Source organism: Sneathiella limimaris, assembly GCF_012932565.1.
GTDB classification, from domain to species: Bacteria; Pseudomonadota; Alphaproteobacteria; order Sneathiellales; family Sneathiellaceae; genus Sneathiella; species Sneathiella limimaris.
Genome location: NZ_JABBYJ010000002.1, coordinates 246,084 through 266,217, shown reverse-complemented (window position 1 = coordinate 266,217; position 20,134 = coordinate 246,084). Strand labels below are relative to the sequence as shown.

The window sequence follows — 20,134 nt, the reverse complement described above, 5'->3', positions numbered from 1 at the left end:
AAAGAACAAAATTAGGGAGAGTTGGAATGACAGATCAAACAGAATTAGAGCTTCAGGCTGCGGCGTTTCGGCGTTTGCGTGATCATCTTCAGGAACGAACCGACGTTCAGAATATCGATTTAATGAATTTGGCGGGGTTTTGCCGGAATTGTCTGTCCCGTTGGTATCAAGAGGCTGCGACCGATAAGGGCGTGGAATTGGATAAGGAAAGAGCCAGGGAGATCGTTTATGGTATGCCCTATTCGGAGTGGAAGGATAAATACCAGACTGAAGCCAGCGCCGGTCAATTGAAAGATTTTGAGCAAAACAGGCCTAAGGACTAAAAATATTCCAATCGGGGACTAGCGAAAGCATGCAAATATCGCTAAACCCTTCTGTACATAATTGAGCATCAAGTTAAAGAGGTGAGTAATGGCTGACGTTGGTGGCGTCGCAGCAGATCATTTGCGATCTTTTATCGAACGCATTGAGCGGCTCGAGGAAGATAAAAAGGCGATTGCAGATGATATCAAGGAAGTCTTTGCCGAAGCTAAAGGCACTGGTTTCGATGTAAAGGCCATGCGGGCTGTTCTGCGTCTTCGCAAGATGGACAAAGCCGATTATCAGGAGCAGGAGTATATGATCGATCTATACAAGCATGCGCTTGGAATGCTCGATGAGATGCCCTCTGAAGCGGATCAGGACTTGCCACCAGAAGGTGACTCTTTTTAAGAATTTATGGATTAACTGAATTGTTTCACCCGGACATTGCGCCGGGTGTTTCATTGAGAATGAGAGAGGATAAGAACCGTGTCCCTAGAACTTCCAGCAGGTGTAGTTTTTGGTGAAGAATACCAGAAACTGGTCAGTAACTGTAAGGCAGGCGGATTTGCGTTGCCAGCCGTAAATGTCGTGGGTACAGATAGTATCAATGCTGTGATGGAAGCGGCAGCCAAAAATGGCTCAGACGTAATCATTCAGCTGTCCAATGGTGGTGCAACCTTCTATGCGGGCAAGGGAATGCCTAATGGTGATGATGCCATGCTTTATGGCGCGGTTTCAGCTGCCCAGCACGTTCATTTGCTCGCCAAACATTACGGTATCTGCGCAGTCCTTCACACTGATCATGCCAACAGAAAGCTGATCCCATGGGTTGATCGTCTGTTTGATGCTGGTGCTGAATACAAAAAGAAAAATGGTATTCCGCTTTTCAGCTCTCACATGGTGGATCTGTCTGAAGAGTCTCTCGATGATAACTTGAACGAGTCTGCACGGCTTCTGAAGCGGGCTGTTGAGTTGGACATGAGCATTGAAATCGAGCTCGGTATTACAGGCGGTGAGGAAGATGGTGTCGGCAGCGATGTTGACAGCATGGACAACAGTAAACTCTACACTCAGCCAGAAGACGTTCTCGAAGCCTATGATCGTCTGAGCCCAATCGGACATTTCTCCATTGCGGCTTCCTTTGGTAACGTGCACGGCGTCTACAAGCCTGGTAACGTAAAGTTGCGCCCTGAAATCCTGAAAGCCTCTCAGGAACTGGTTTCCAAAACTCATAGTCTATCTGAGAAGCCTTTGGACCTCGTATTCCATGGTGGATCAGGCTCAGAGCCTCAAAAAATTACTGAGGCTATTGAATATGGTGTGTTCAAGATGAATATCGACACAGACACACAGTTTGCATTCGCTGAAGGTGTTGGTGCTTTCGCCAAGGAAAATATGGTTGCCTTCGAGCATCAGATCCACCCAGAGACGGAAGAGCCGCTTAAGAAACTTTACGATCCACGCAAATGGCTGCGGATGGGTGAAGAGAAGATGGTTGAGCGTTTGGGGCAAGCTTTCCGTGAGCTTGGTTCAACTGGGAAATCAGTCGCGAAATAAGACTAACTTTCAGAGTCGTTTCGATAAGCCGGGCGGATATTTCGCCCGGCTTTTTCTGTGCCCGAAATGGATCAAAATCTATCCAGATTTTTACATTTCGTTAATCTTTTATTTAAGCTTTTAGCCGTATTTTAAGGCATCAAATAGGGAACGTTCCGAGTAACGTTCCATCCTGTGCCCCCACAAATGCGGAGATATAGTCATGAGTCAGAAGACTGAAGGAATTGCAAAACGTCAGGCGATACTTGCTCGTGCCCAGTATGAAGATATGTTGTGTTTCTTCGACTATAAGCATCTACCGGAAGGACTGCAGGCCATTAGTAAGCCGTTCAACAAACTGGCCCATTCACTGGTCGAGCAGCTTCCAGATCATTCTCAGAAAATGGTCGCGCTTCAGAAATTATTGGAAGCAAAAGATGCAGCGGTTCGCATCGCGGTTGCTAAAACAAAGCCGCAACGGGAAAGGATCCAGAATCTGATTATCGAAAATCATCGAAACGGCCTCTCTGCATCGGAAATTCATGCGAAAGTCCAAGAAGCATTCCCGAATTCCAAAATCACGGAAGAAGTTATCAAGGAATTTGCACTGACATTGGAAGCTGAAGTCTAAACCAACAGAGTTATCTAAAGATTTGAAAGGCGGTCCAGTAATCTGGGCCGCTTTTTTGTATGTGGCTTGAGTTTTTCCGGTTTATCTGACGAGCTGCAAATGGTAACTCAGGTCATTCTGTAAATGAGGGACTAAAATGACCAGAGACGTTAAATCAGTTGCCGTGCTTGGCGGCGGTACTATGGGGCTTGGAATTGCTGCGGCGTCAGCAGATGCCGGAGCAGATGTTCTGCTTTTGGATGTCACGCTGGAGGCTGCAGAAGCTTCTCTGGATCGGATGATCAATATTCGTCCACCAGCCTTTGAAAACCCTGAATCCGCCAAACGGATCAAGCTTGGTAGTTTCAATGATGACCTTGAACGGATTGCTGACTATGACTGGATTTGTGAAGCGATTATCGAAGATCTAGCCACAAAACGGGAATTGTTTGCAAAGCTGGAGCCACTTCGCCGGGATGGGTCGGTTGTGTCCACCAATACTTCAGGTATTCCTCTCAAGGATATTGCGGCCGATATGCCAGAACGGTTGCAGAAGGATATTGTTGTAACCCATTTTTTCAACCCGGTAAAAATCATGCGCTTGATGGAGCTGATCCCGGGGGAGAAGACAACTCCGGATGTTACTGAGGCGCTGGCGCGTTTTTGTGGTGAGAAACTCGGCAAGGGTGTCGTTTATGCAAAGGACACCGTGAACTTCATCGGCAATCGGATAGGCTGCTTCTTTATGCTGTCAGGCTTGCACAAAGCTAAGGCTGCCCTTGAAGCCGGTATGCCAATGGAAAAGGTGGACGCGCTGTTGAGTAAGCCGGTTGGATTGCCGCCAACCGGCCTTTATGGTCTGATCGACCTTATTGGTTTGGACATCATGGATCTGGTGGGAAAGAACCTTAAAGTAAATCTTCCTCAGGGTGATGTGGGGCTTGCCTATACGAGTTTTCCGCCCGTGGAACAGGCTATGCTGGAGCGGGGACAGCTCGGTCGGAAAGCTAAGGGAGGCTTTTATCGCCTTAACATTGCTGAAGATGGAGCGAAGACCAAAGAGATCTTTGATCTGACAAGCGAAAGCTGGCGCCCACAAGAGACAGTTGAGCTTTCACCTATTCATCAGGCGCCTGAAACTGTTTTCTTCGCCGATGATGCGGAAGGACAGCTTGTTTGGGACATCATGGGCGGAACACTCCTCTATGCAGCAGATCTCATCCCGGAAATCGCGGACGATGTAGTCAATATTGATCGTGCCATGCGCTGGGGATTTGGTTGGGCGAAAGGTCCGTTTGAGCTGCTGGACCAATTAGGAACTGACAAGGTCATTGCCAAATTGGATGCAGAGGGCAAAGAGCTGCCAGTAATGCTGAAAGTTCTCAAAGACGCCGGAGCAACAAGCTTTTATTCTGAGGATGGCTCCAAATATATGTCCCGCGATGGAAAATGGGAGACAGTTCCTTCTGAGTAGGATTTGAAATATATTTTGCACTTATTAAGTGTAGGGGGCTGTGTGAGACATTGCGCAGCCCTTTTTTACTGGGAACCATGCGACAGATTTCAGCAGATAAAACAGGATTTGCATCCCTCACCATTGTGGAGCTTCTCTTGCAGGAGCTGATCCTTAAGGACATTCTGGATGATCGGGATGTGAAGCGACTTTTGAAAGCTGCGGCTAAGCGTCATGAAAAATCAGCGAACGGCAGCCCCGATAAGATTGAGCTTAATATGGAAACAGCTACTCTTATTCGTCTCCTGCTGGAAGGGCTTCAACCAGCACTTAAGAAAGCCAAGAAAAAACGGAAAAGCATGGAGAAAGTGGCGCTAAATCAGACGTCAGCTTGAGGATTTTTCTCAATTAGTTTTTCCGGCCTGGTAGGGCGGAGAACTAAATTGCCGCCGCAATTGGGGCAGATATGTTTGTGGGTATCTGTCGTGCAAGGTCTGCAAAAAGTGCATTCGAATGTGCAGATGTAGGCTTCTGCCTCCCCATTGATGAGAGGGGCGTCACAAGTTTCACAAGTCTTTTTGAGTTTTAGCATGATGGCGTTCTCCCAACTTAAGAGATGCCTATTTATGCCTTCAGAAACGAGAGCCAATTAATCCTGCGCTGCAGGACCAATTGGCATCTCATGAAGTAACTTGCTTATTCAGCTGCTTTTAGAACATCCGTTGGATTGTTGAACAACTGCATCAGATGCTCATGCTCAGCGTAATATTGCTCAAGCGCTTTTTCCTTCACATGACCATATCCCCGAACCTTCATGGGAAGTTCGAGCAGTTCAAGCGCAACGGCCCGGTTCTGGTCATTTAGATGTTCGGTCACGTAAGCCAATGTTCCCTTAAAGTGGGTGATCAGTTTACGTTCAGCTTTTCGTTCCTCGGTATAACCGAAGGGATCAAAAGCAGTGCCCCGCAAGAACTTCAGCTTTGCAAGCTTAGCAAAGGCTTTGCCGACCCAGGGACCATATTCTGCTTTTTTAAGGTGACCCGTTTCCGGATCTTTCTTGGCAAACAAAGGTGGAGCCAAATGATATTTGACAGTGTAGTCACCAGACATCATGCGACCAATCCGATCTTTGAAACCGGTTTCAGCGTGCAGGCGAGCAACTTCATACTCATCTTTGTAGGCCATAAGTTTGAAGAGTGATTTCACCGCAGCTTTGGTCAGGTCTTCATCCTTAGTCAGACGAACAGTGTCAATGACTTTGGTGTATGCATCCGCATAAGCGCTATTTTGGTAGTCTGTCAAAAACTCAGCCCTGCGGGAGATCATGGTTTCGAGATCTTCTGTAGGCTGCAGGATATCAACAGGCCCTTTGAGCTTATCAACTTCTGCCAGAACCTTATCTGGGTCATGTGCCATCAGGCGGCCCCAGGCAAAGGCAAGTTTATTAGCGTCAATTGCAACGCCATTTAATTCAATAGCTCGTTCCAGTGCCTCCCGGGTGAGGGGGACAAAGCCTTTTTGGAAGGCATAACCCAGCATAAAGAGATTGGTGGCAATTGCGTCACCCATGAGGGTCGTTGCGATTTCACTGGCTTCAACCAGGTGGCAGGCGTCCTTACCAACCGCATCCTCAATATGGGCGAGGGTGTCGGCAACCGGGAACGGAGCGTCCGGGTTTAGCGTGAAGTCCATTGTTGGCGCGGGATGAGAATTCACCACCGCCTTGGCGATACCCACATCCAATTTGGCAAGGGAATCGTACGAGGCGGCTACCACCATGTCGCACCCGATCAGCAGATCGGCACGGCCTGCTGGAATTCGAACGGCGCTGATATCTTCGGGCCTTGGCGCAATATGAATGTGACTTGTTACCGCGCCGCCTTTTTGGGCCAGGCCAGCCTGATCCAAGACTGTAACCCCTTTGCCTTCCAGATGCGCTGCCATGCTCATCAGGGCGCCAATGGTGACAACGCCAGTCCCGCCAATTCCGGTAACCAGAATACGGTAGGGATGAACGACTTCCTTGATTGTTGGCAGGGGAACATCAGATGCAGGATCTGCCTTGTCGCTTTTCTCTGGTTTCCGAAGTTCGCCGCCTTCAATCGTCACAAAACTTGGACAAAATCCTTTAATGCAAGAGAAGTCTTTGTTGCAGCTGGACTGGTTGATTGTCCGCTTGCGGCCAAATTCAGTTTCCAGCGGTTCCACCGAGATACAGTTTGATTTGACTGAGCAGTCACCGCAGCCTTCACAAACCAGATCATTGATCATGACCCGTTTGGCAGGATCAGGAAATTTGCCCCGTTTGCGACGGCGGCGTTTCTCAGATGCGCAGGTTTGATCATAAAGAAGAATAGTAACGCCAGGAAGTTCCCGCATTTCCTTCTGGATTTTGTCCAGGTCATCGCGGTGATCAAAGGTCGTTCCTTTTGGCCATTCAATGTTGGATGGGTATTTATCCGGCTCATCTGAAACAACCTTGATTGTTTTGACGCCTTCACCGGCAACCTGTTGCGCAATTTGCCAAGGAGTTAGCTGGTCATCCAAGGGCTGACCACCTGTCATAGCAACCGCATCGTTGTACAGGATTTTATAGGTGATGTTGGCTTTGGCGGCAATTGCCTGCCGAATAGCTAAAAGACCGGAATGGTGATAAGTCCCATCACCCAGATTAGCAAAAATATGCTTTTCATCCGTGAAATGTTGCTGTCCAACCCATGGAACACCTTCACCACCCATTTGGGTGAATTCATTGGTATTCCGATCCATCCAGGTCACCATGAAGTGACACCCGATACCGGCAACAGCACGGCTCCCTTCTGGAACAACGGTTGAGGTGTTGTGGGGGCAGCCTGAGCAGTAGAAAGGTGTCCGAGTGATCTTGGCTGGTGACTGATTGAGCTGTTGCTCTTTTCGGTCCAAAAAGGCCAAGCGGTTTTCGATATGCTCGGATGTGTAAAACCGGCGAATACGGGCAGCGATTACGCGGGCAACCATAGCCGGTGTCAATTCACCAGAGGAGGGGAAAACACTCTTTTTCTCATCGTCGAATTTACCGATGATCCTTGGGCGAACAGACGTTTGCCAGTTATAGAGCTGCTCTTTCATCTGGTTTTCGACAAGAGCACGTTTTTCTTCAATGACTAGAACTTCTTCAAGACCCTCAGCAAAGTTGCGAACCCCTTCAGGGTCCAATGGCCAAGGCATACCGACCTTGTAAACGCTCAGACCGATATCCGCAGCCATTTCATCGGTGATCCCAAGATCCCGAAGTGCCTGACGTACATCCAGATAGGCCTTGCCGGTCGTGACGATCCCGAAACGGCGCTTTGGGCTATCCATTGTAATTTTGTCGAGTTTGTTGATCCGCGCAAATTCACGGGCAGCATAGATTTTGTGCTGGTTGAGGCGCACTTCCTGATCGAAGCGGTTGTCATGGGAGCGGATATTGAGGCCACCGAGTGGCAATTCCAGATCTGGGATTTGGATATTAACCCGGTTTGGATCCACATAAACGGAAGCACCGCCTTCAATCGTTTCAGAAATACATTTGAAGCCAACCCAAAGACCCGAGTAGCGGGACATCGCGATACCGATTAGCCCGTAATCTAGAACTTCCTGAACATTGGCTGGATGCAGCACTGGCATCATCCAACCCATAAAGCCATGTTCACTTTGGTGGGCAACAGTTGATGATACGATGCCGTGATCATCGCCAGCGAGTGCTAGAACGCCACCGTATTTCGATGTTCCGTTGGAGTTTGCATGGCGAAAAACGTCGCCTGTTCTGTCAACGCCTGGGCCTTTGCCATACCAGAGGCTAAAGACACCGTCATATTTGGCACCTTTGTACATATTTAGCTGCTGACTGCCCCAAACGGCTGTCGCGGCTAGGTCTTCATTGATACCAGGTTCAAAATGGATATCGTTTTCTTTGAGTAGGGGGCGAACTTTCCAAAGGGCTTGGTCATATCCACCAAGAGGGGAGCCGCGATAACCCGAAATAAAGCCTGCTGTATTAAGTCCAGCCGCTCGATCACGCGCTTTTTGGACAAGGGGAAGACGGACCAGAGCTTGAATTCCGGTTAGAAATACACGCCCTTGTTCGAGTGTATATTTGTCGTCGAGCGTTACGTCAGCAAGCTTCATACTTATTACTCCCTAGCTCATGCAAATTTGCATTTATTAATATAAGAAATGTAGCAGCCTTTTCAATAAAGGTCAATAATGCTGACATATAGAAAGAATGTTTCGTGGAGTGTTTTTTAACTTTTTTCCTGTCTATTAAATTTTGAGTTGGTTTAGAGTGCCAAACAAATCAAAGGGATGAAGGGTATATGACATATCTGGTTACTGGGGCAGCCGGCTTTGTCGGCATGTATGTCGCCAAACAGCTTTTGGAAGCAGGTGAGACCGTCTTCGGGATTGACTGTCTGACCGATTATTATGATGTTTCTCTGAAAGAAGAACGCCTCAAAGAGCTTGATAAATTTGAGAAATTTTCCTTTGAAAAGATAGATATTGCGGATCAGGCAGAATTATCGGCATCTTTAGCGGATAAGAGAATCGAGTATGTCATTCATCTAGCTGCACAGGCTGGGGTTCGGTATAGCCTTCAAAATCCTCACTCCTATATTCAATCCAATCTGGTTGGATTTCTGAATATCCTGGAATATTGTCGTCACAACCCTGATCTTAAACACTTGCTCTATGCGAGTTCCAGCTCGGTTTATGGTGGGAATAAAGAGCTTCCATATTCTGTATCGCAATCAGTTGATAAGCCCGTTTCTCTCTATGCGGCGACAAAAAAGTCTAACGAATTGATGGCGCATAGTTACAGCCATCTCTACCGTTTTCCCTCGACTGGACTTCGCTTTTTTACGGTATATGGACCATGGGGCCGGCCGGATATGGCCTATTGGATGTTTACTGAATCCATGTTGGCTGGAAAGCCTATCAAAATCTTCAATAATGGAGATATGAAAAGGGACTTTACCTACATTGATGATATTGTCAGCGGTATCATGAAGCTGGTAAAAGCAATTCCAGAAGATGGCGGAGAGGGGCATCCCCCTTATGCGGTCTACAATATCGGAAATAACCGACCAGAACCTTTGATGGAATTGGTCGATATTCTAGAAAAATCCCTTGGCGTTAAGGCCGAATTGGAGCTTTTGCCAATGCAAAAAGGGGATGTGAAAGAAACATATGCCGATATTGAGCCTCTTCGCAAAGCTGTTGGTTATGAACCTGTTACCCGGCTCCAAACCGGGATCCCGAAATTCGTTGACTGGTATCGGGAGTATTTTGAAAGAACATAAAGAAAATGTCAGAAGCATTTGATATCACTCAGATACAAAATATCATCGATATCGCCATCCCCCATTGCAGCGATATCGGTGTGCAAGTGGAATCATTGAGCAATGATTCTGTTGTGATGAAGTTACCTTACGATGAGCGATTTGTTGGAAACCCTGTTACGGGGGTTCTTCATGGCGGAATAGTGACCACTTTGATTGATACGACCTCAGGGATGTGTATCTACGCCAAACTCCAGAAATATATCCCTATCGCAACATTGGATCTCAGGATCGACTATCTAAAATCCGCTGAACCAGGAAAAGATGTTCTTGCAGAAGCAACCTGCTATCGACTAACCCGGCAGATAGGATTTGTGCGGGCAGTTGCCTATCACGACAATCCTGATGATCCCATTGCGAATAGTGTGAGTACGTTCATGCTTCATAGCAGCGCCAGTATGCCTCTTGATCGGGTCTCTACAGAAGAAGGAGGCAATTCATGACCGAGTCATCAAGCGAAGAGTTTTTGCAAAAAATCTTGAAAGCCAAAGAAGAAAAAAATTGGTCGGCGATCGCTGATCTCATTCCTTATTTCAACTATTTAGGGATGGAAGTCCTGGACCGCGAAAACGAACTAATTTGCCGAATTCCCCAAAATAAGAAATTTACGGGCAATCCAACGCTTCCAGCCATTCATGGTGGCGTCGTCGGAGCGTTTCTGGAAAGTACGGCTCTTGTTCATCTGCTAGTAACTCAAGAAATTACCCAGCTCCCGAAAATCATCACTTTCACGATCGACTATCTTCGCTCGGCCAAGGTGGATGAGTGTTTTGCTGAAGCTGTGATTACCAAACCTGGCCGTCGTGTTGCGAATATGCGGGTTAGAGCCTGGCAAAAGGATCGAAGCAAACCGATTGCTACAGCCAACGCAAATTTCCTTGTCAGTTAGACATTGGAACTTATGTGTAAACTGCTGATCAATTCAAATTGGAGTAAATCAAAAATATGTCCGAAGCTGCTTTAAGCAATCTGCCTGAATGGGATCTTACAGACCTTTATCCGTCTCGGAATTCGCCTGAGTTGGAGAGTGATCTGACGTCGGCTGCTGAAGAGGCAAAGGCCTTTGCGGCTGATTATCAAGGTAAGCTCTCTAATTTGGATGCGGACGCTTTTCTTGAAGCCTTAAAAGCATACGAGGAGCTGGAGGAGAAGCTCGGACGCATCATGTCATTTGCGTATCTTGTCTATGCTGGAGACATGACAGACCCGGATATCGGTAAGTTTTTCCAGAATATGCAGGAGAAAATCAGTATGATTTCAACTGATCTTCTGTTCTTTACCTTGGAACTTAACCGCATAGAGGATTCTCAGATCTCGAATTTCTATAAAAATTCGGAATTGAAGCGTTATCAGCCATGGATTGATAACGTGCGATCGATGAAACCCTACCAGCTGGATGATGCGCTAGAAAAGCTGTTGCACGAGAAAAGCGTGTCTGGTCGCAGTGCCTGGGTACGTTTGTTCGATGAAACAATGGCAGGCCTTAAGTTTGAGCTTGATGGCAAAAGCATGGCATCGCAGGAGGTGCTACACCTTCTGTCTGCTAAAGATGGGGAAACCCGAAAGAAAGCAGCCAAATGCCTTGGTAAAGTGTTTGGCGAGAATGTACGTCTTTTCGCATTGATTACCAATACCCTGGCGAAAGACAAGGCTATAGAAGATGATTGGCGTAAAGCCGACAGTCCCATGACAATGCGTCACCTGTCTAATCAGGTGGAAGCAGAAGTCGTGGACGCTTTGGCCGAAGCTGTTCGCAAGTCCTATCCGAAGCTGTCTCATCGTTATTATGCCTTGAAAGCCAAATGGATGGGACAGGATAAGCTGGATTATTGGGACAGGAACGCGCCATTGCCCGAGGATGATGACCGCTTGATTACCTGGGATGAAGCTCGGGATACGGTGTTGGATGCCTACGGTAGATTCTCTCCTGAACTCGCCAAACTGGGACAGGAGTTTTTTGATAAACCCTGGATCGATGCCTCAGTTCGCCCTGGAAAATCCCCCGGGGCCTTTGCTCATCCAACTGTTCCAAGTGCGCATCCTTATCTGCTGGTTAATTATCAGGGCAAGGTGCGGGATGTGATGACCTTGGCCCACGAGTTAGGGCACGGGGTGCATCAGGTTCTGGCTGCCCCTCAGGGTGCGCTGCTAGCCGATACGCCGTTGACACTGGCCGAGACCGCAAGTGTGTTTGGGGAGCAACTAACCTTCCGAGCGCTTTTGGATAAAGAAACTGATCCTGCGAAAAAGCGGGTGATGCTGGCGAGCAAAGTTGAGGATATGATTAATACTGTAATCCGCCAGATCGCTTTCTATGAATTCGAAGTTCGGCTTCATACAGCCCGCAAAGAGGAGGAATTATCTCCCGATCAGATTGGGGAAATTTGGATGGAGGTCCAGCGGGAAAGTCTGGGCCCAGCTATTCGTTTGCATGATGAATACCAATATTTCTGGACCTATATTCCTCACTTCATTCATTCACCATTTTACGTATATGCCTATGCCTTTGGGGATTGTCTGGTGAACGCGCTTTACGCAGTTTACCAGAATGCAGAGAGTGGATTTCAGGAGAAGTATTTTGAGATGCTGAAAGCTGGCGGGACGTTACGCCATAAAGAGCTTCTCGCTCCGTTTGGGCTCGATGCCAGTGATCCGGCCTTCTGGCAAAAAGGACTTGGCGTTATTGAAGAGTTCATTGACGAGTTGGAAGCTTTGAGCTGATCTGAACTGATTTTCAAAGAAACCTTTCAACTTTTTCGGTGATTTGACCATCAGCCTGCTTGCAGAAATGCAGCAGGCTGTTTTCGTTAATTTCAATCCAGCTGGTACTTTCTTTATCTAAAGGCTCACTGACAACCAAAACCGAGGTTGGGTCGTTATTCCTGTAAAAAAGTGACGGGGCCTGCGCGTCACTTGCCCATTTTAGTGTCCAGAGTTGTTCTCCATTTGATATGGCAAATGTTGCCCGAAACGGTTCCTCGATTCCCTCAGAGCGGCGGATTTCCTCTACGATAGATACCGTGTCGCGCAGAGCTTCCTTTGGACATTTTTCAAGCCCTTTGGATGCCATGATCATGAACAGCATTTCGCTATCCGTGCTTCCTTGAAGGGCAGTGTAAGTAACATCGGTCAAATGTTCCTGCAGGCGGCGTTTGATTTGTGAAAAGCCCCCAATTTGACCGTTATGCATAAATAGCCATTTTCCATATCGAAAGGGATGGCAATTGACAAATATGTTAGGCGCGCCAGTAGAAGCCCTAACATGCGCAAAGAAAATGTGGCTAGTCACATGGCAGGAAAGTTCCCGTAAATTTGGATCTGACCAAGCAGGTCCGGGATTTCGATAGAGGCCTGGTTCGGGTAGGTGGCTATACCAGCCTAGACCGCCACCATCACCTTGAACACCTAACTTTGCTTTATGAGAGTGGAGCGCTTGGGCACTCAGGGAATGATCCCCTTCGTATACAAAGCTTTCGATGACACGGGGTGTTCCAAAATAAGCAAGCCAGCGACACATCGTTTTGTCCTAGAAAAGACGGTGAACTGTCCCCATTTTTAGCTGGAAATTATTTAAAAATTACCAAAAGCACACATTTTGTTGCCCGAAGTCCAAGTTTTGATATATTGCGATGCAGCGTAATACACCGATTAAAGTGGAGAGGAAACTATGTACGAACAGGGTAATATGAACGTTGAACAGCAGAAAGAGTCTTATAATGCTTTCGTTAAGCTGTTTACGTGGGGAACTATTATCTCTGCTGTGATTACAGCTTTCGTTGTTTATATCATCACTTGATATCGGGGAATTGTGCTGTCTGCGCTTTAGATAATTAAAGGGCAGACATTCGCAAATTGACGCAGCAGGGGGCGTCGATCACACCCACTTTAAATACAAATAAAAGAGGATCGATTATGAAAATCGCAATCCCCAAGGAGCGTCGGGCGCACGAGAAACGTGTGGCGGCATCTCCTGATACTGTAAAGAAGTATGTGGGTCTGGGAGTTGAAGTTGTTGTCGAGACAGGAGCCGGGTTACTGAGCTCTTTCTCTGATCAGGAATATACCGACGCCGGAGCCACCATTGCCGGGGATGCCGCAGCAGCCCTGAAAGATGCCGATGTTGTCCTGAAAGTTCAACGCCCCTTGACCGAGGCTGAGGGTGGACCGGATGAGCTCGCCTTGATGAAGAAAGGGGCCACATTGATTTCAATCTTGGCACCTATGCAGAACAAGGATCAGGTCGAAGCTTATGCCGCTGCCGGTATCGAGGCTCATGCCATGGAATTGGTTCCCCGCATCAGTAGGGCGCAATCCATGGACGTCTTGTCTTCCCAGTCCAACTTGGCCGGTTATAAAGCTGTTTTGGATGCGACTGCCGAATATGGCAAGGCTCTTCCAATGATGATGACAGCAGCGGGTACGATTGCCCCTGCGAAAGCTTTCATCATGGGCGTCGGTGTTGCCGGACTGCAGGCCATCGCGACCGCTCGCCGACTGGGTGCTGTTGTAACCGCGACTGATGTTCGTGCAGCTACGAAAGAACAGGTTGAAAGCCTTGGCGCCAAATTCATCATGGTCGAGTCTGAAGAGACCGGTGAAGGTGAAGGTGGCTATGCCAAGGAAATGTCCGACGAATACAAGAAAAAACAAGCTGAGCTTGTTTTTGAACATGTCAAGAAACAGGACATCGTTATTACAACGGCGTTGATCCCGGGGCGGGAAGCTCCCATTCTCATCACTGATGAGATGCTGGCCGTTATGAAGCCAGGCTCAGTGATTGTGGATCTTGCGGTTGAAGCCGGTGGTAATGTTACCCAGTCAAAGGCTGGTGAAGTTGTTGTGACTGACAAAGGTGTGAAGATTGTTGGCCATTACAATGTACCAAGCCGTTTGGCCAGTGATGCCTCCAGCCTCTATGCCAAGAACCTGCTTAATTATCTGACACCGATGATTAACAAGGAAACAGGCGCTTTAGAAATGAACTGGGAGGATGAAATTATCCTTGGAACCGGTTTGACACGGGACGGAAAAGTCGTTCATCCACTTTTGACAGAAGGAGGTAACTAATCATGGATATGGTCGATCCTACTGTTTTTCGGCTGGCGATCTTTGTTCTTGCAATTTTCGTTGGCTACTATGTGGTCTGGAGCGTAACACCAGCCCTGCATACCCCCTTGATGGCGGTTACGAATGCCATTTCATCTGTGATTATCGTCGGTGCGCTGATTGCTGCGGGCCCAGATGATCTGAACCTTGCCAAGATCTTCGGCTTTATTGCGATCGTTCTGGCGTCGGTAAATATCTTTGGTGGCTTTCTGGTAACCCAGCGAATGCTCGCCATGTATAAGAAAAAACAGAAATAGGGGGATAAGCCAGTGTCAGCTAACTTTACGGCGCTTGCCTATCTGGTATCCGCCATTCTTTTCATTCTTTCTTTGCGGGGCCTTTCCTCGCCGGAAAGTTCTCGCCGCGGTAATGTGATGGGCATGCTGGGCATGGCGATCGCGATCGTCGTGACTATCCTGAGCCCAAGCGTTCTGTCTTATGAGTGGATCATTGGCGGTATTGTAATTGGTGGCGCAATCGGTGCAGTAATTGCCCAACGCATTGCCATGACAGCCATGCCGCAGCTTGTTGCTGCTTTCCATTCCTTGGTCGGCCTGGCTGCAGTGCTTGTTGCAGCGGCAGCATTTTATAACCCAGAAGCCTACGGCATCATCGGGGAAAGTGGGCAGTTGACTGTCCTCTCCCGCGTTGAAATGGCTATTGGTATTGTTGTTGGTGCGATTACCTTCTCCGGCTCTGTGATCGCCTTTACCAAGCTACAGGGATTGGTTTCTGGAAATCCAGTTACTTTTCCGGGTCAGCATATGCTTAACCTTCTCATTGGTTTGGCAATTGTAGGCCTGATCATCTGGTTCTGCGTTGATCTAAATCCAGCTATCTTCTGGGGAATGACTGCGCTTGCCTTCATCATTGGTTTCCTGATCATCATTCCAATTGGTGGTGCAGATATGCCAGTGGTGGTGTCTATGCTGAACTCCTATTCAGGTTGGGCGGCTGCCGGTATCGGCTTCACTCTGGAAAATACGGCTCTGATCATTGTGGGTGCCCTGGTCGGCTCCTCCGGTGCGATCCTTTCCTACATCATGTGTAAGGCGATGAACCGCTCCTTCTTCAGCGTGATCCTGGGCGGCTTCGGCGGTGATGATGCCGCTGCCTCTTCTGGTCAGCAGGTCGACCGGCCATTCAAGGCAGGTTCTGCTGATGATGCGGCCTTTATCATGAAAAATGCTGGTAAGGTTATTATCGTTCCAGGATATGGTCTTGCAGTTGCTCAGGCTCAACATGCCCTTCGGGAAATGGTGGATGAGCTGAAGGCTGAAGGTGTTGATGTGAAATATGCTATTCACCCGGTTGCGGGTCGGATGCCTGGTCACATGAACGTCCTCTTGGCTGAAGCCCAGGTGCCTTATGATGAGGTCTTTGAGCTGGAGGAAATCAACTCTGACTTCTCAACAGCTGACGTAGCTCTTGTGGTGGGTGCGAACGACGTGACGAACCCAGCCGCGCGCGACGACCCATCCAGCCCGATTTACGGTATGCCGATCCTTGATGTGGATAAGGCCGGGACCGTTCTTTTCGTGAAGCGGTCCATGTCTTCCGGTTATGCCGGTATCGACAACGACTTGTTCTATAAGGACAACACAATGATGCTTCTGGCTGACGCCAAGAAGATGATCGAGGATATTATGAAAGCGATCTAATCGATCTCATAATCTAATCAGGAAAGCCGCGGCTCAAGATGTCGCGGCTTTTTTTGTGCCAGTGCCTTCTGGTTTATCTTTGCGCTGTGGGTTTCGCCCGCCTAGTACATAGCCTGCGATCCCGCTTAAGATGGCGACAACGCTTTCGCCGCTAACCAGCTGAAGGAGACCCAGAAAGGTAGCAGCCACGATGATCAGAATAATTGTGGCCAGTTTAGGGATCTCTGTCTGGGCAATGATGTTTGAGAGACTATCGCCACTGAGATTATGTCCCCGAAAGGTCACCCAACAAGCGATTGCGACTACGGCGCAGAAGATGCCAAAAGCGATCAGGCCATAATAGCAGATTTGAAGTATGAAATCCGGTGTAATGGTCATCAAAAAAAACTCCCCCATTAGTTTTATCTAATTTTATATAATAGGGAGGAGTGTAGGGATAACTAGCCTTTATTTGTTGGACAATAGCTTTCCTAGAAGCCCGCTTAGTTGTTCAGCTTCTTGATCAGTCAAGTATCCGCCCAGTTCAGCGTCCAGTGCTGTACCATATACAGACCACATTTGCCGACGGAGGTTTCTGCCTTCTTTCGTAATAAAGATTCTATAGCCGCGCCCATCTTCATCACTTTTTTGTCGACTGAGTAGGCCCGCATTTTCAAGTCGTTCGACAAGTCGTGAAACACCATACTGTTTTAGCAGTAGGCGTTGCTCCAGTTCAAATAAGCGAAGACCTTTGTCGTCAGCCTGTTCTGCTTCCCAGAGAACATCATACCAGTTCAAAGACGGAAACCCTTGCTCCTTCAGAGCGGTTTCGATCTTGGTCTGAAGTACCTGCGACGTTCGCATAAGGTGTGTCCAAGCCTGGACAATTTTAGGGTTCGTTGACGTCATAAATGAAATTTACATGCAAATGCATTGAAATTCAATTTGGAAATCTATATTTACATGCAAATGCATATAAATGGAGCAGCCAAATGACATATGAACTCATTAGCCATTCACTTTGCCCCTATGTTCAACGGGCAGCTATCGTACTTGAAGAGAAGAAAATACCTTTTGTCCGGCGATATGTGGACCTTTCAAACAAACCGCAATGGTTTTTGAAATTGTCTCCACTTGGAAAGGTTCCATTGCTTTTGGTGGATGATCAAGTGCTATTCGAAAGTCAGGTGATTGCCGATTATCTAGATGAGGTTACACCTGAAAGCTTGTACCCATCGGATCCACTTGAAAAGGCACGACATAAATCATGGATAGAATTTGGCTCAGCAACACTGAATGCCATAGGTGGCTTTTATTCAGCACCGGATCAACAAAGTTTTGAAGATAAAAGGACCGCCCTTCATAAACGGTTCTTACAGATCGATCAGCAGATCAAGGGGCCCTTTTTTGGTGGGGGGAGTTTTCAGCTTATTGACGGCGTCTGGGCGACTATTTTTAGGTATCTTGATGTGTTTGAAGAGATTGGTGATTTTCATCTTATGGAGGGTGCGAACAGGGTTTCCAACTGGCGAAATGTCGTCGCAAATCGCTCATCCGTGAAATCCGCCGTTTCACCAGAATATCCGCAGTTACTTCGAAAATTTCTGGAAAACAAAAACTCTTATATCAGTACTCTTATTCCTGCTTAAAAATACTACCCGCGGGTATATACGCTCGCGGGTAGCTTTATCTTCAAGCATGCTGGAAGCTGGATGTAGACAGCTTTTTCAGACCTACATATTTGCTGTAGGCAAATCCGGCGACAGCAATGGCCGCAAGGTCAATGAGGACTAGTCCCGCTGTGCTAAACAATTCAGCAAAGCCAATTGCAAGAATGGCTGATCCGATAATCCAGGCGATATCAGCTGCAAAATAGATTTTGGTGAAGATTGTTTTGGTTGTGAATTTTAGCGCCACAATCGCGATATCAAAGGAATACAGAACAAGCACAATTCCGAGTATGGTGAGGTAAAGCGGTTCCGTTAGCCCCATTAAAGTAGTTAGTGGGCTGCTTGCAAAGATGCAGATTAGTCCACTTGCGCAAGCAAAGCTCGCATCAGCGAGGAGTGCCTTTTTTAAAAAGTGAGTAGTGTTAGATGTCATTTCCGATTTCTCCTTCTCCTGGGTTATCAGAATGAGGAGATCATGGGCCTTTTAAGGTAAGGCACGCAATTACCCGGCAGGTAAGATTGATCGAAAGTCGTCTTTTCTAGTCACTTCAATTGGAGTGTGCTAATTTTTTTGTATGAAATTTTTGGCATATATATTGATCCTGTTGATGTCGGTGGTGGGGCTTTATCAGGAAAGTCGTGCCGATACCGCGAAGAAGCGGATTACTTGGTTTATATGGGATCTCCCGCCAGAGTTTGTCTCAAGTGGCCCGTATCAGGGGCAGGGTTATGCTGATAAATTTCTGCAATTTTTTATTCAACAGCTTCCTGAATATCAGCACAGTATTTTGGCTGTAAATGTACCAAGATGGAGCCTGCAGGCCCGTGTTCCTGGAACTTGCACAGCTCACCTTTGGGGCGGTTTTTATCCTGAACTGCTCGCTTATTCCAAAGCTTATACTTTTACGCCACCTCATATTTTAATTTTTAACAAGAAGTATGAGCAAAGGTTTGGCCCGCAAGGAACAGTGCTTTCTATTGAGGAGCTTCTCAAACAAAGGAACCTGAAATTATTACTGGTAAAAGTGGATTTTAATAAAGCAGCTAGCCAATCCAGATATCCTGTATTGTATCAATACCTTAAGCCACATTTAGGGGACCCTAATCTGGTTGAACATAGTATCCATCATAATTTCATAAATCTCGATATGCTTGAAAAGGGGCGTGGGGATTATACCATCGGTTACCCCTCTACAATAGCTTCCCAAAAACGAACGCTAGGAGTGGTCGGAGAGTTTATATCTTACCGGATCAAAGAGCATAATCTGTACAAGAAAGTCCACGTCGCCTGCTTCAATGATGCTTTTGGGCGGGAAGTGATTAAAAAGGTGGATCGCTCTCTGACAAAAGATGTGCTCTTAAAGTTTCTTGAGTATCACGAAGAATGGAACAACAAGGATCCCTATTTTCGACAGACGACGATCGATTATTTCATTAAAGGCCTCAATCTGCCAAATGTGATCGATTGGTGGGATAATTTGATGAGGTCATTGTCACAATTACCTCTGAAGTAATTTTTCTCCTCATAATTTGTGCTTATATTCGATTCAGCGCACAAACCGGAGACCCAGCATGGCAAATGTGGCCTACAAACAAAACTCATCAGATTTTGGAAGTCTGCTCAAGAAATGGCGAAAGGTAAAAGGCTTTAGTCAATTGGATTTGGCAATGGCCGCGGATAGTTCTGCCCGTCATATTAGTTTTATTGAGACCGGTAGGTCTCAGCCTAGCCGAGAGATGGTTCTTAGACTTGCTGTTGCCATGGAGGTGCCGTTGAGAGATCGTAATCGTCTGCTCAATGAGGCGGGCTATCGGTCGGCTTATACGGAACGGCCCTTGGAAGGAAAGGGGTTGGAGCAGATCAAGCGGGCACTTAGTTTCATTCTTGATAAGCAGGAGCCTTATCCCGCCCTAGTTATGAACCGGTGTTTCGATATTCTGATGATTAATCATACGGGTGCTAAGTTCGTGAGTGCCCTTGGATTGCAACTCGGTGGACAGAATGGCCCACCTAATATTTTGCGCATGAGTTTACATCCAGACGGTTTTCGAAATGTCGTCAAGGATTGGGAACAAAGTGCAGGTCACATGATCCACAGGGCATATCGACAATTAAGGGGGCAGGATGAAAATGATCGACTGGCGATCCTTCTGAAGGAAGTCTTGGCTTATCCTGGCGTGCCTGAGAGTTTTCAGGTTGAAGATCCGACTAAGGACGCGCTTCCCGTTCTTCCCATTGAGTTTATGTTGAATGGGTTGAACTTGTCCTGGATAACAACAGTGGCTAGTTTCGGGACACCTCAGGATGTGACAGCAGAGGAAGTTATGGTTGAATGTATGTTTCCCTCTGATGAACAGACCGACCGCTTCGCCAAAGCATTGTCAAACGGCAATGGCCAGGATCTCATTTAGTCGGTAAGGGGAATAGAAAAAAATAATTGTAAAACTGGGGGGAA

At 47.3% G+C, this 20,134-nt stretch carries 22 protein-coding genes and 1 pseudogene; 17 read left to right on the top strand and 6 right to left on the bottom strand.

Going from position 1 to position 20,134, the window contains the following annotated elements:
- Positions 1-26 precede the first annotated feature (26 nt).
- From HH301_RS14920 to HH301_RS14895, 6 genes are all read left to right on the top strand, one after another.
- Entirely contained in the window at positions 27-323 is a 297-nt protein-coding gene (locus HH301_RS14920; RefSeq protein ID WP_169569824.1) for a DUF1244 domain-containing protein, read from the top strand.
- 88 nt (positions 324-411) lie between these two features.
- The gene (locus HH301_RS14915) at positions 412-711 is read left to right on the top strand and encodes a DUF2312 domain-containing protein (RefSeq protein ID WP_169569823.1); all 300 of its coding nucleotides are present in this window, start codon (positions 412-414) and stop codon (positions 709-711) included.
- 78 nt (positions 712-789) lie between these two features.
- Positions 790-1,860, top strand: a complete 1,071-nt coding sequence (gene fbaA, locus HH301_RS14910; RefSeq protein WP_169569822.1) for a class II fructose-bisphosphate aldolase — start codon at positions 790-792, stop codon at positions 1,858-1,860.
- Positions 1,861-2,062: 202 nt separating this feature from the next.
- Positions 2,063-2,470, top strand: a complete 408-nt coding sequence (locus HH301_RS14905) for a hypothetical protein (RefSeq protein WP_169569592.1) — start codon at positions 2,063-2,065, stop codon at positions 2,468-2,470.
- 136 nt (positions 2,471-2,606) lie between these two features.
- Positions 2,607-3,923: a 3-hydroxyacyl-CoA dehydrogenase gene (locus tag HH301_RS14900; RefSeq protein ID WP_169569821.1), complete on the top strand. Its 1,317-nt coding sequence runs from the start codon at positions 2,607-2,609 to the stop codon at positions 3,921-3,923.
- A 77-nt stretch (positions 3,924-4,000) separates the two neighbouring features.
- Complete coding sequence (locus tag HH301_RS14895) at positions 4,001-4,297, top strand: hypothetical protein (protein ID WP_169569820.1); 297 nt, start codon at positions 4,001-4,003, stop codon at positions 4,295-4,297.
- On the opposite strand, the gene HH301_RS17990 is transcribed toward HH301_RS14895, so the two are convergent.
- Together HH301_RS17990 and HH301_RS14885 are read right to left on the bottom strand one after the other, a co-directional pair.
- A complete protein-coding gene (locus HH301_RS17990; RefSeq protein WP_169569819.1) occupies positions 4,282-4,494 on the bottom strand; it encodes a DUF1272 domain-containing protein in 213 nt (70 codons plus the stop codon). The two genes, HH301_RS14895 and HH301_RS17990, sit on opposite strands and share 16 nt — an antisense overlap.
- A gap of 104 nt (positions 4,495-4,598) precedes the next feature.
- Entirely contained in the window at positions 4,599-8,051 is a 3,453-nt protein-coding gene (locus HH301_RS14885; RefSeq protein WP_169569818.1) for an indolepyruvate ferredoxin oxidoreductase family protein, read from the bottom strand.
- Between the two features lie 188 nt (positions 8,052-8,239).
- Between HH301_RS14885 and HH301_RS14880 the strand changes: the two genes are divergently transcribed.
- From HH301_RS14880 to HH301_RS14865, 4 genes are read left to right on the top strand one after another with little or no spacing between them, the layout of a single operon-like run.
- The gene (locus HH301_RS14880; protein WP_169569817.1) at positions 8,240-9,223 is read left to right on the top strand and encodes an NAD-dependent epimerase/dehydratase family protein; all 984 of its coding nucleotides are present in this window, start codon (positions 8,240-8,242) and stop codon (positions 9,221-9,223) included.
- Positions 9,224-9,228: 5 nt separating this feature from the next.
- Entirely contained in the window at positions 9,229-9,705 is a 477-nt protein-coding gene (locus HH301_RS14875; protein WP_169569816.1) for a PaaI family thioesterase, read from the top strand.
- The gene (locus HH301_RS14870) at positions 9,702-10,151 is read left to right on the top strand and encodes a PaaI family thioesterase (RefSeq protein ID WP_169569815.1); all 450 of its coding nucleotides are present in this window, start codon (positions 9,702-9,704) and stop codon (positions 10,149-10,151) included. The genes HH301_RS14875 and HH301_RS14870 overlap by 4 nt, the downstream gene beginning before the upstream one ends.
- Positions 10,152-10,207: 56 nt before the next feature.
- On the top strand, positions 10,208-11,983 hold the full coding sequence (locus tag HH301_RS14865; RefSeq protein ID WP_169569814.1) for a M3 family oligoendopeptidase: 1,776 nt from the start codon (positions 10,208-10,210) through the stop codon (positions 11,981-11,983).
- 13 nt (positions 11,984-11,996) lie between these two features.
- Here HH301_RS14865 and HH301_RS14860 read toward each other — a convergent pair whose 3' ends face one another.
- Positions 11,997-12,779: a class II glutamine amidotransferase gene (locus HH301_RS14860; protein ID WP_169569813.1), complete on the bottom strand. Its 783-nt coding sequence runs from the start codon at positions 12,777-12,779 to the stop codon at positions 11,997-11,999.
- Between the two features lie 150 nt (positions 12,780-12,929).
- Between HH301_RS14860 and HH301_RS14855 the strand changes: the two genes are divergently transcribed.
- The 4 genes and pseudogenes from HH301_RS14855 to HH301_RS14840 all read left to right on the top strand — a co-directional run bounded on the left by HH301_RS14855 (position 12,930) and on the right by HH301_RS14840 (position 16,029).
- Entirely contained in the window at positions 12,930-13,058 is a 129-nt protein-coding gene (locus HH301_RS14855; protein WP_169569812.1) for an aa3-type cytochrome c oxidase subunit IV, read from the top strand.
- 116 nt (positions 13,059-13,174) lie between these two features.
- Positions 13,175-14,329 (top strand): Re/Si-specific NAD(P)(+) transhydrogenase subunit alpha, encoded by a 1,155-nt coding sequence (locus tag HH301_RS14850; protein ID WP_169569811.1) that lies wholly within the window; start codon positions 13,175-13,177, stop codon positions 14,327-14,329.
- An 11-nt stretch (positions 14,330-14,340) separates the two neighbouring features.
- Positions 14,341-14,625 (top strand): annotated as a pseudogene (locus HH301_RS14845) (NAD(P) transhydrogenase subunit alpha part 2); the annotation flags it as partial.
- Positions 14,626-14,637: 12 nt separating this feature from the next.
- Complete coding sequence (locus HH301_RS14840) at positions 14,638-16,029, top strand: NAD(P)(+) transhydrogenase (Re/Si-specific) subunit beta (RefSeq protein ID WP_169569809.1); 1,392 nt, start codon at positions 14,638-14,640, stop codon at positions 16,027-16,029.
- Between the two features lie 33 nt (positions 16,030-16,062).
- On the opposite strand, the gene HH301_RS14835 is transcribed toward HH301_RS14840, so the two are convergent.
- Positions 16,063-16,407: a hypothetical protein gene (locus HH301_RS14835; RefSeq protein ID WP_169569808.1), complete on the bottom strand. Its 345-nt coding sequence runs from the start codon at positions 16,405-16,407 to the stop codon at positions 16,063-16,065.
- 69 nt (positions 16,408-16,476) lie between these two features.
- Positions 16,477-16,872, bottom strand: coding sequence for a MarR family winged helix-turn-helix transcriptional regulator (locus HH301_RS14830; protein WP_169569807.1), 396 nt, complete (start codon positions 16,870-16,872; stop codon positions 16,477-16,479).
- Positions 16,873-17,000: 128 nt separating this feature from the next.
- On the opposite strand from HH301_RS14830, the gene HH301_RS14825 reads away from it, so the two are divergent.
- Positions 17,001-17,657, top strand: coding sequence for a glutathione S-transferase family protein (locus HH301_RS14825; RefSeq protein ID WP_169569806.1), 657 nt, complete (start codon positions 17,001-17,003; stop codon positions 17,655-17,657).
- A 43-nt stretch (positions 17,658-17,700) separates the two neighbouring features.
- On the opposite strand, the gene HH301_RS14820 is transcribed toward HH301_RS14825, so the two are convergent.
- The gene (locus HH301_RS14820; RefSeq protein WP_169569805.1) at positions 17,701-18,111 is read right to left on the bottom strand and encodes a hypothetical protein; all 411 of its coding nucleotides are present in this window, start codon (positions 18,109-18,111) and stop codon (positions 17,701-17,703) included.
- A gap of 142 nt (positions 18,112-18,253) precedes the next feature.
- Between HH301_RS14820 and HH301_RS14815 the strand changes: the two genes are divergently transcribed.
- Together HH301_RS14815 and HH301_RS14810 are read left to right on the top strand one after the other, a co-directional pair.
- Positions 18,254-19,192, top strand: a complete 939-nt coding sequence (locus HH301_RS14815; RefSeq protein ID WP_169569804.1) for a hypothetical protein — start codon at positions 18,254-18,256, stop codon at positions 19,190-19,192.
- Between the two features lie 58 nt (positions 19,193-19,250).
- A complete protein-coding gene (locus HH301_RS14810) occupies positions 19,251-20,090 on the top strand; it encodes a helix-turn-helix domain-containing protein (RefSeq protein WP_169569803.1) in 840 nt (279 codons plus the stop codon).
- Positions 20,091-20,134 lie beyond the last annotated feature (44 nt).

What these genes read in the sequence shown, in the direction of transcription:
- HH301_RS14915 (WP_169569823.1), top strand. Translation starts at nt 412, where the DNA reads ATGGCTGACGTTGGTGGCGTCGCAGCAGATCATTTGCGATCTTTTATC.
- HH301_RS14830 (WP_169569807.1), bottom strand. Translation starts at nt 16,872, where the DNA reads ATGCGAACGTCGCAGGTACTTCAGACCAAGATCGAAACCGCTCTGAAG.
- HH301_RS14810 (WP_169569803.1), top strand. Translation starts at nt 19,251, where the DNA reads ATGGCAAATGTGGCCTACAAACAAAACTCATCAGATTTTGGAAGTCTG.
- HH301_RS14920 (WP_169569824.1), top strand. Translation starts at nt 27, where the DNA reads ATGACAGATCAAACAGAATTAGAGCTTCAGGCTGCGGCGTTTCGGCGT.
- HH301_RS14895 (WP_169569820.1), top strand. Translation starts at nt 4,001, where the DNA reads ATGCGACAGATTTCAGCAGATAAAACAGGATTTGCATCCCTCACCATT.
- HH301_RS14885 (WP_169569818.1), bottom strand. Translation starts at nt 8,051, where the DNA reads ATGAAGCTTGCTGACGTAACGCTCGACGACAAATATACACTCGAACAA.
- HH301_RS14870 (WP_169569815.1), top strand. Translation starts at nt 9,702, where the DNA reads ATGACCGAGTCATCAAGCGAAGAGTTTTTGCAAAAAATCTTGAAAGCC.
- HH301_RS14855 (WP_169569812.1), top strand. Translation starts at nt 12,930, where the DNA reads ATGTACGAACAGGGTAATATGAACGTTGAACAGCAGAAAGAGTCTTAT.
- HH301_RS14860 (WP_169569813.1), bottom strand. Translation starts at nt 12,779, where the DNA reads ATGTGTCGCTGGCTTGCTTATTTTGGAACACCCCGTGTCATCGAAAGC.
- HH301_RS14815 (WP_169569804.1), top strand. Translation starts at nt 18,254, where the DNA reads ATGAAATTTTTGGCATATATATTGATCCTGTTGATGTCGGTGGTGGGG.
- HH301_RS14875 (WP_169569816.1), top strand. Translation starts at nt 9,229, where the DNA reads ATGTCAGAAGCATTTGATATCACTCAGATACAAAATATCATCGATATC.
- HH301_RS14835 (WP_169569808.1), bottom strand. Translation starts at nt 16,407, where the DNA reads ATGACCATTACACCGGATTTCATACTTCAAATCTGCTATTATGGCCTG.
- HH301_RS14880 (WP_169569817.1), top strand. Translation starts at nt 8,240, where the DNA reads ATGACATATCTGGTTACTGGGGCAGCCGGCTTTGTCGGCATGTATGTC.
- HH301_RS14905 (WP_169569592.1), top strand. Translation starts at nt 2,063, where the DNA reads ATGAGTCAGAAGACTGAAGGAATTGCAAAACGTCAGGCGATACTTGCT.
- HH301_RS14900 (WP_169569821.1), top strand. Translation starts at nt 2,607, where the DNA reads ATGACCAGAGACGTTAAATCAGTTGCCGTGCTTGGCGGCGGTACTATG.
- HH301_RS17990 (WP_169569819.1), bottom strand. Translation starts at nt 4,494, where the DNA reads ATGCTAAAACTCAAAAAGACTTGTGAAACTTGTGACGCCCCTCTCATC.
- HH301_RS14825 (WP_169569806.1), top strand. Translation starts at nt 17,001, where the DNA reads ATGACATATGAACTCATTAGCCATTCACTTTGCCCCTATGTTCAACGG.
- HH301_RS14850 (WP_169569811.1), top strand. Translation starts at nt 13,175, where the DNA reads ATGAAAATCGCAATCCCCAAGGAGCGTCGGGCGCACGAGAAACGTGTG.
- HH301_RS14820 (WP_169569805.1), bottom strand. Translation starts at nt 18,111, where the DNA reads ATGACATCTAACACTACTCACTTTTTAAAAAAGGCACTCCTCGCTGAT.
- HH301_RS14865 (WP_169569814.1), top strand. Translation starts at nt 10,208, where the DNA reads ATGTCCGAAGCTGCTTTAAGCAATCTGCCTGAATGGGATCTTACAGAC.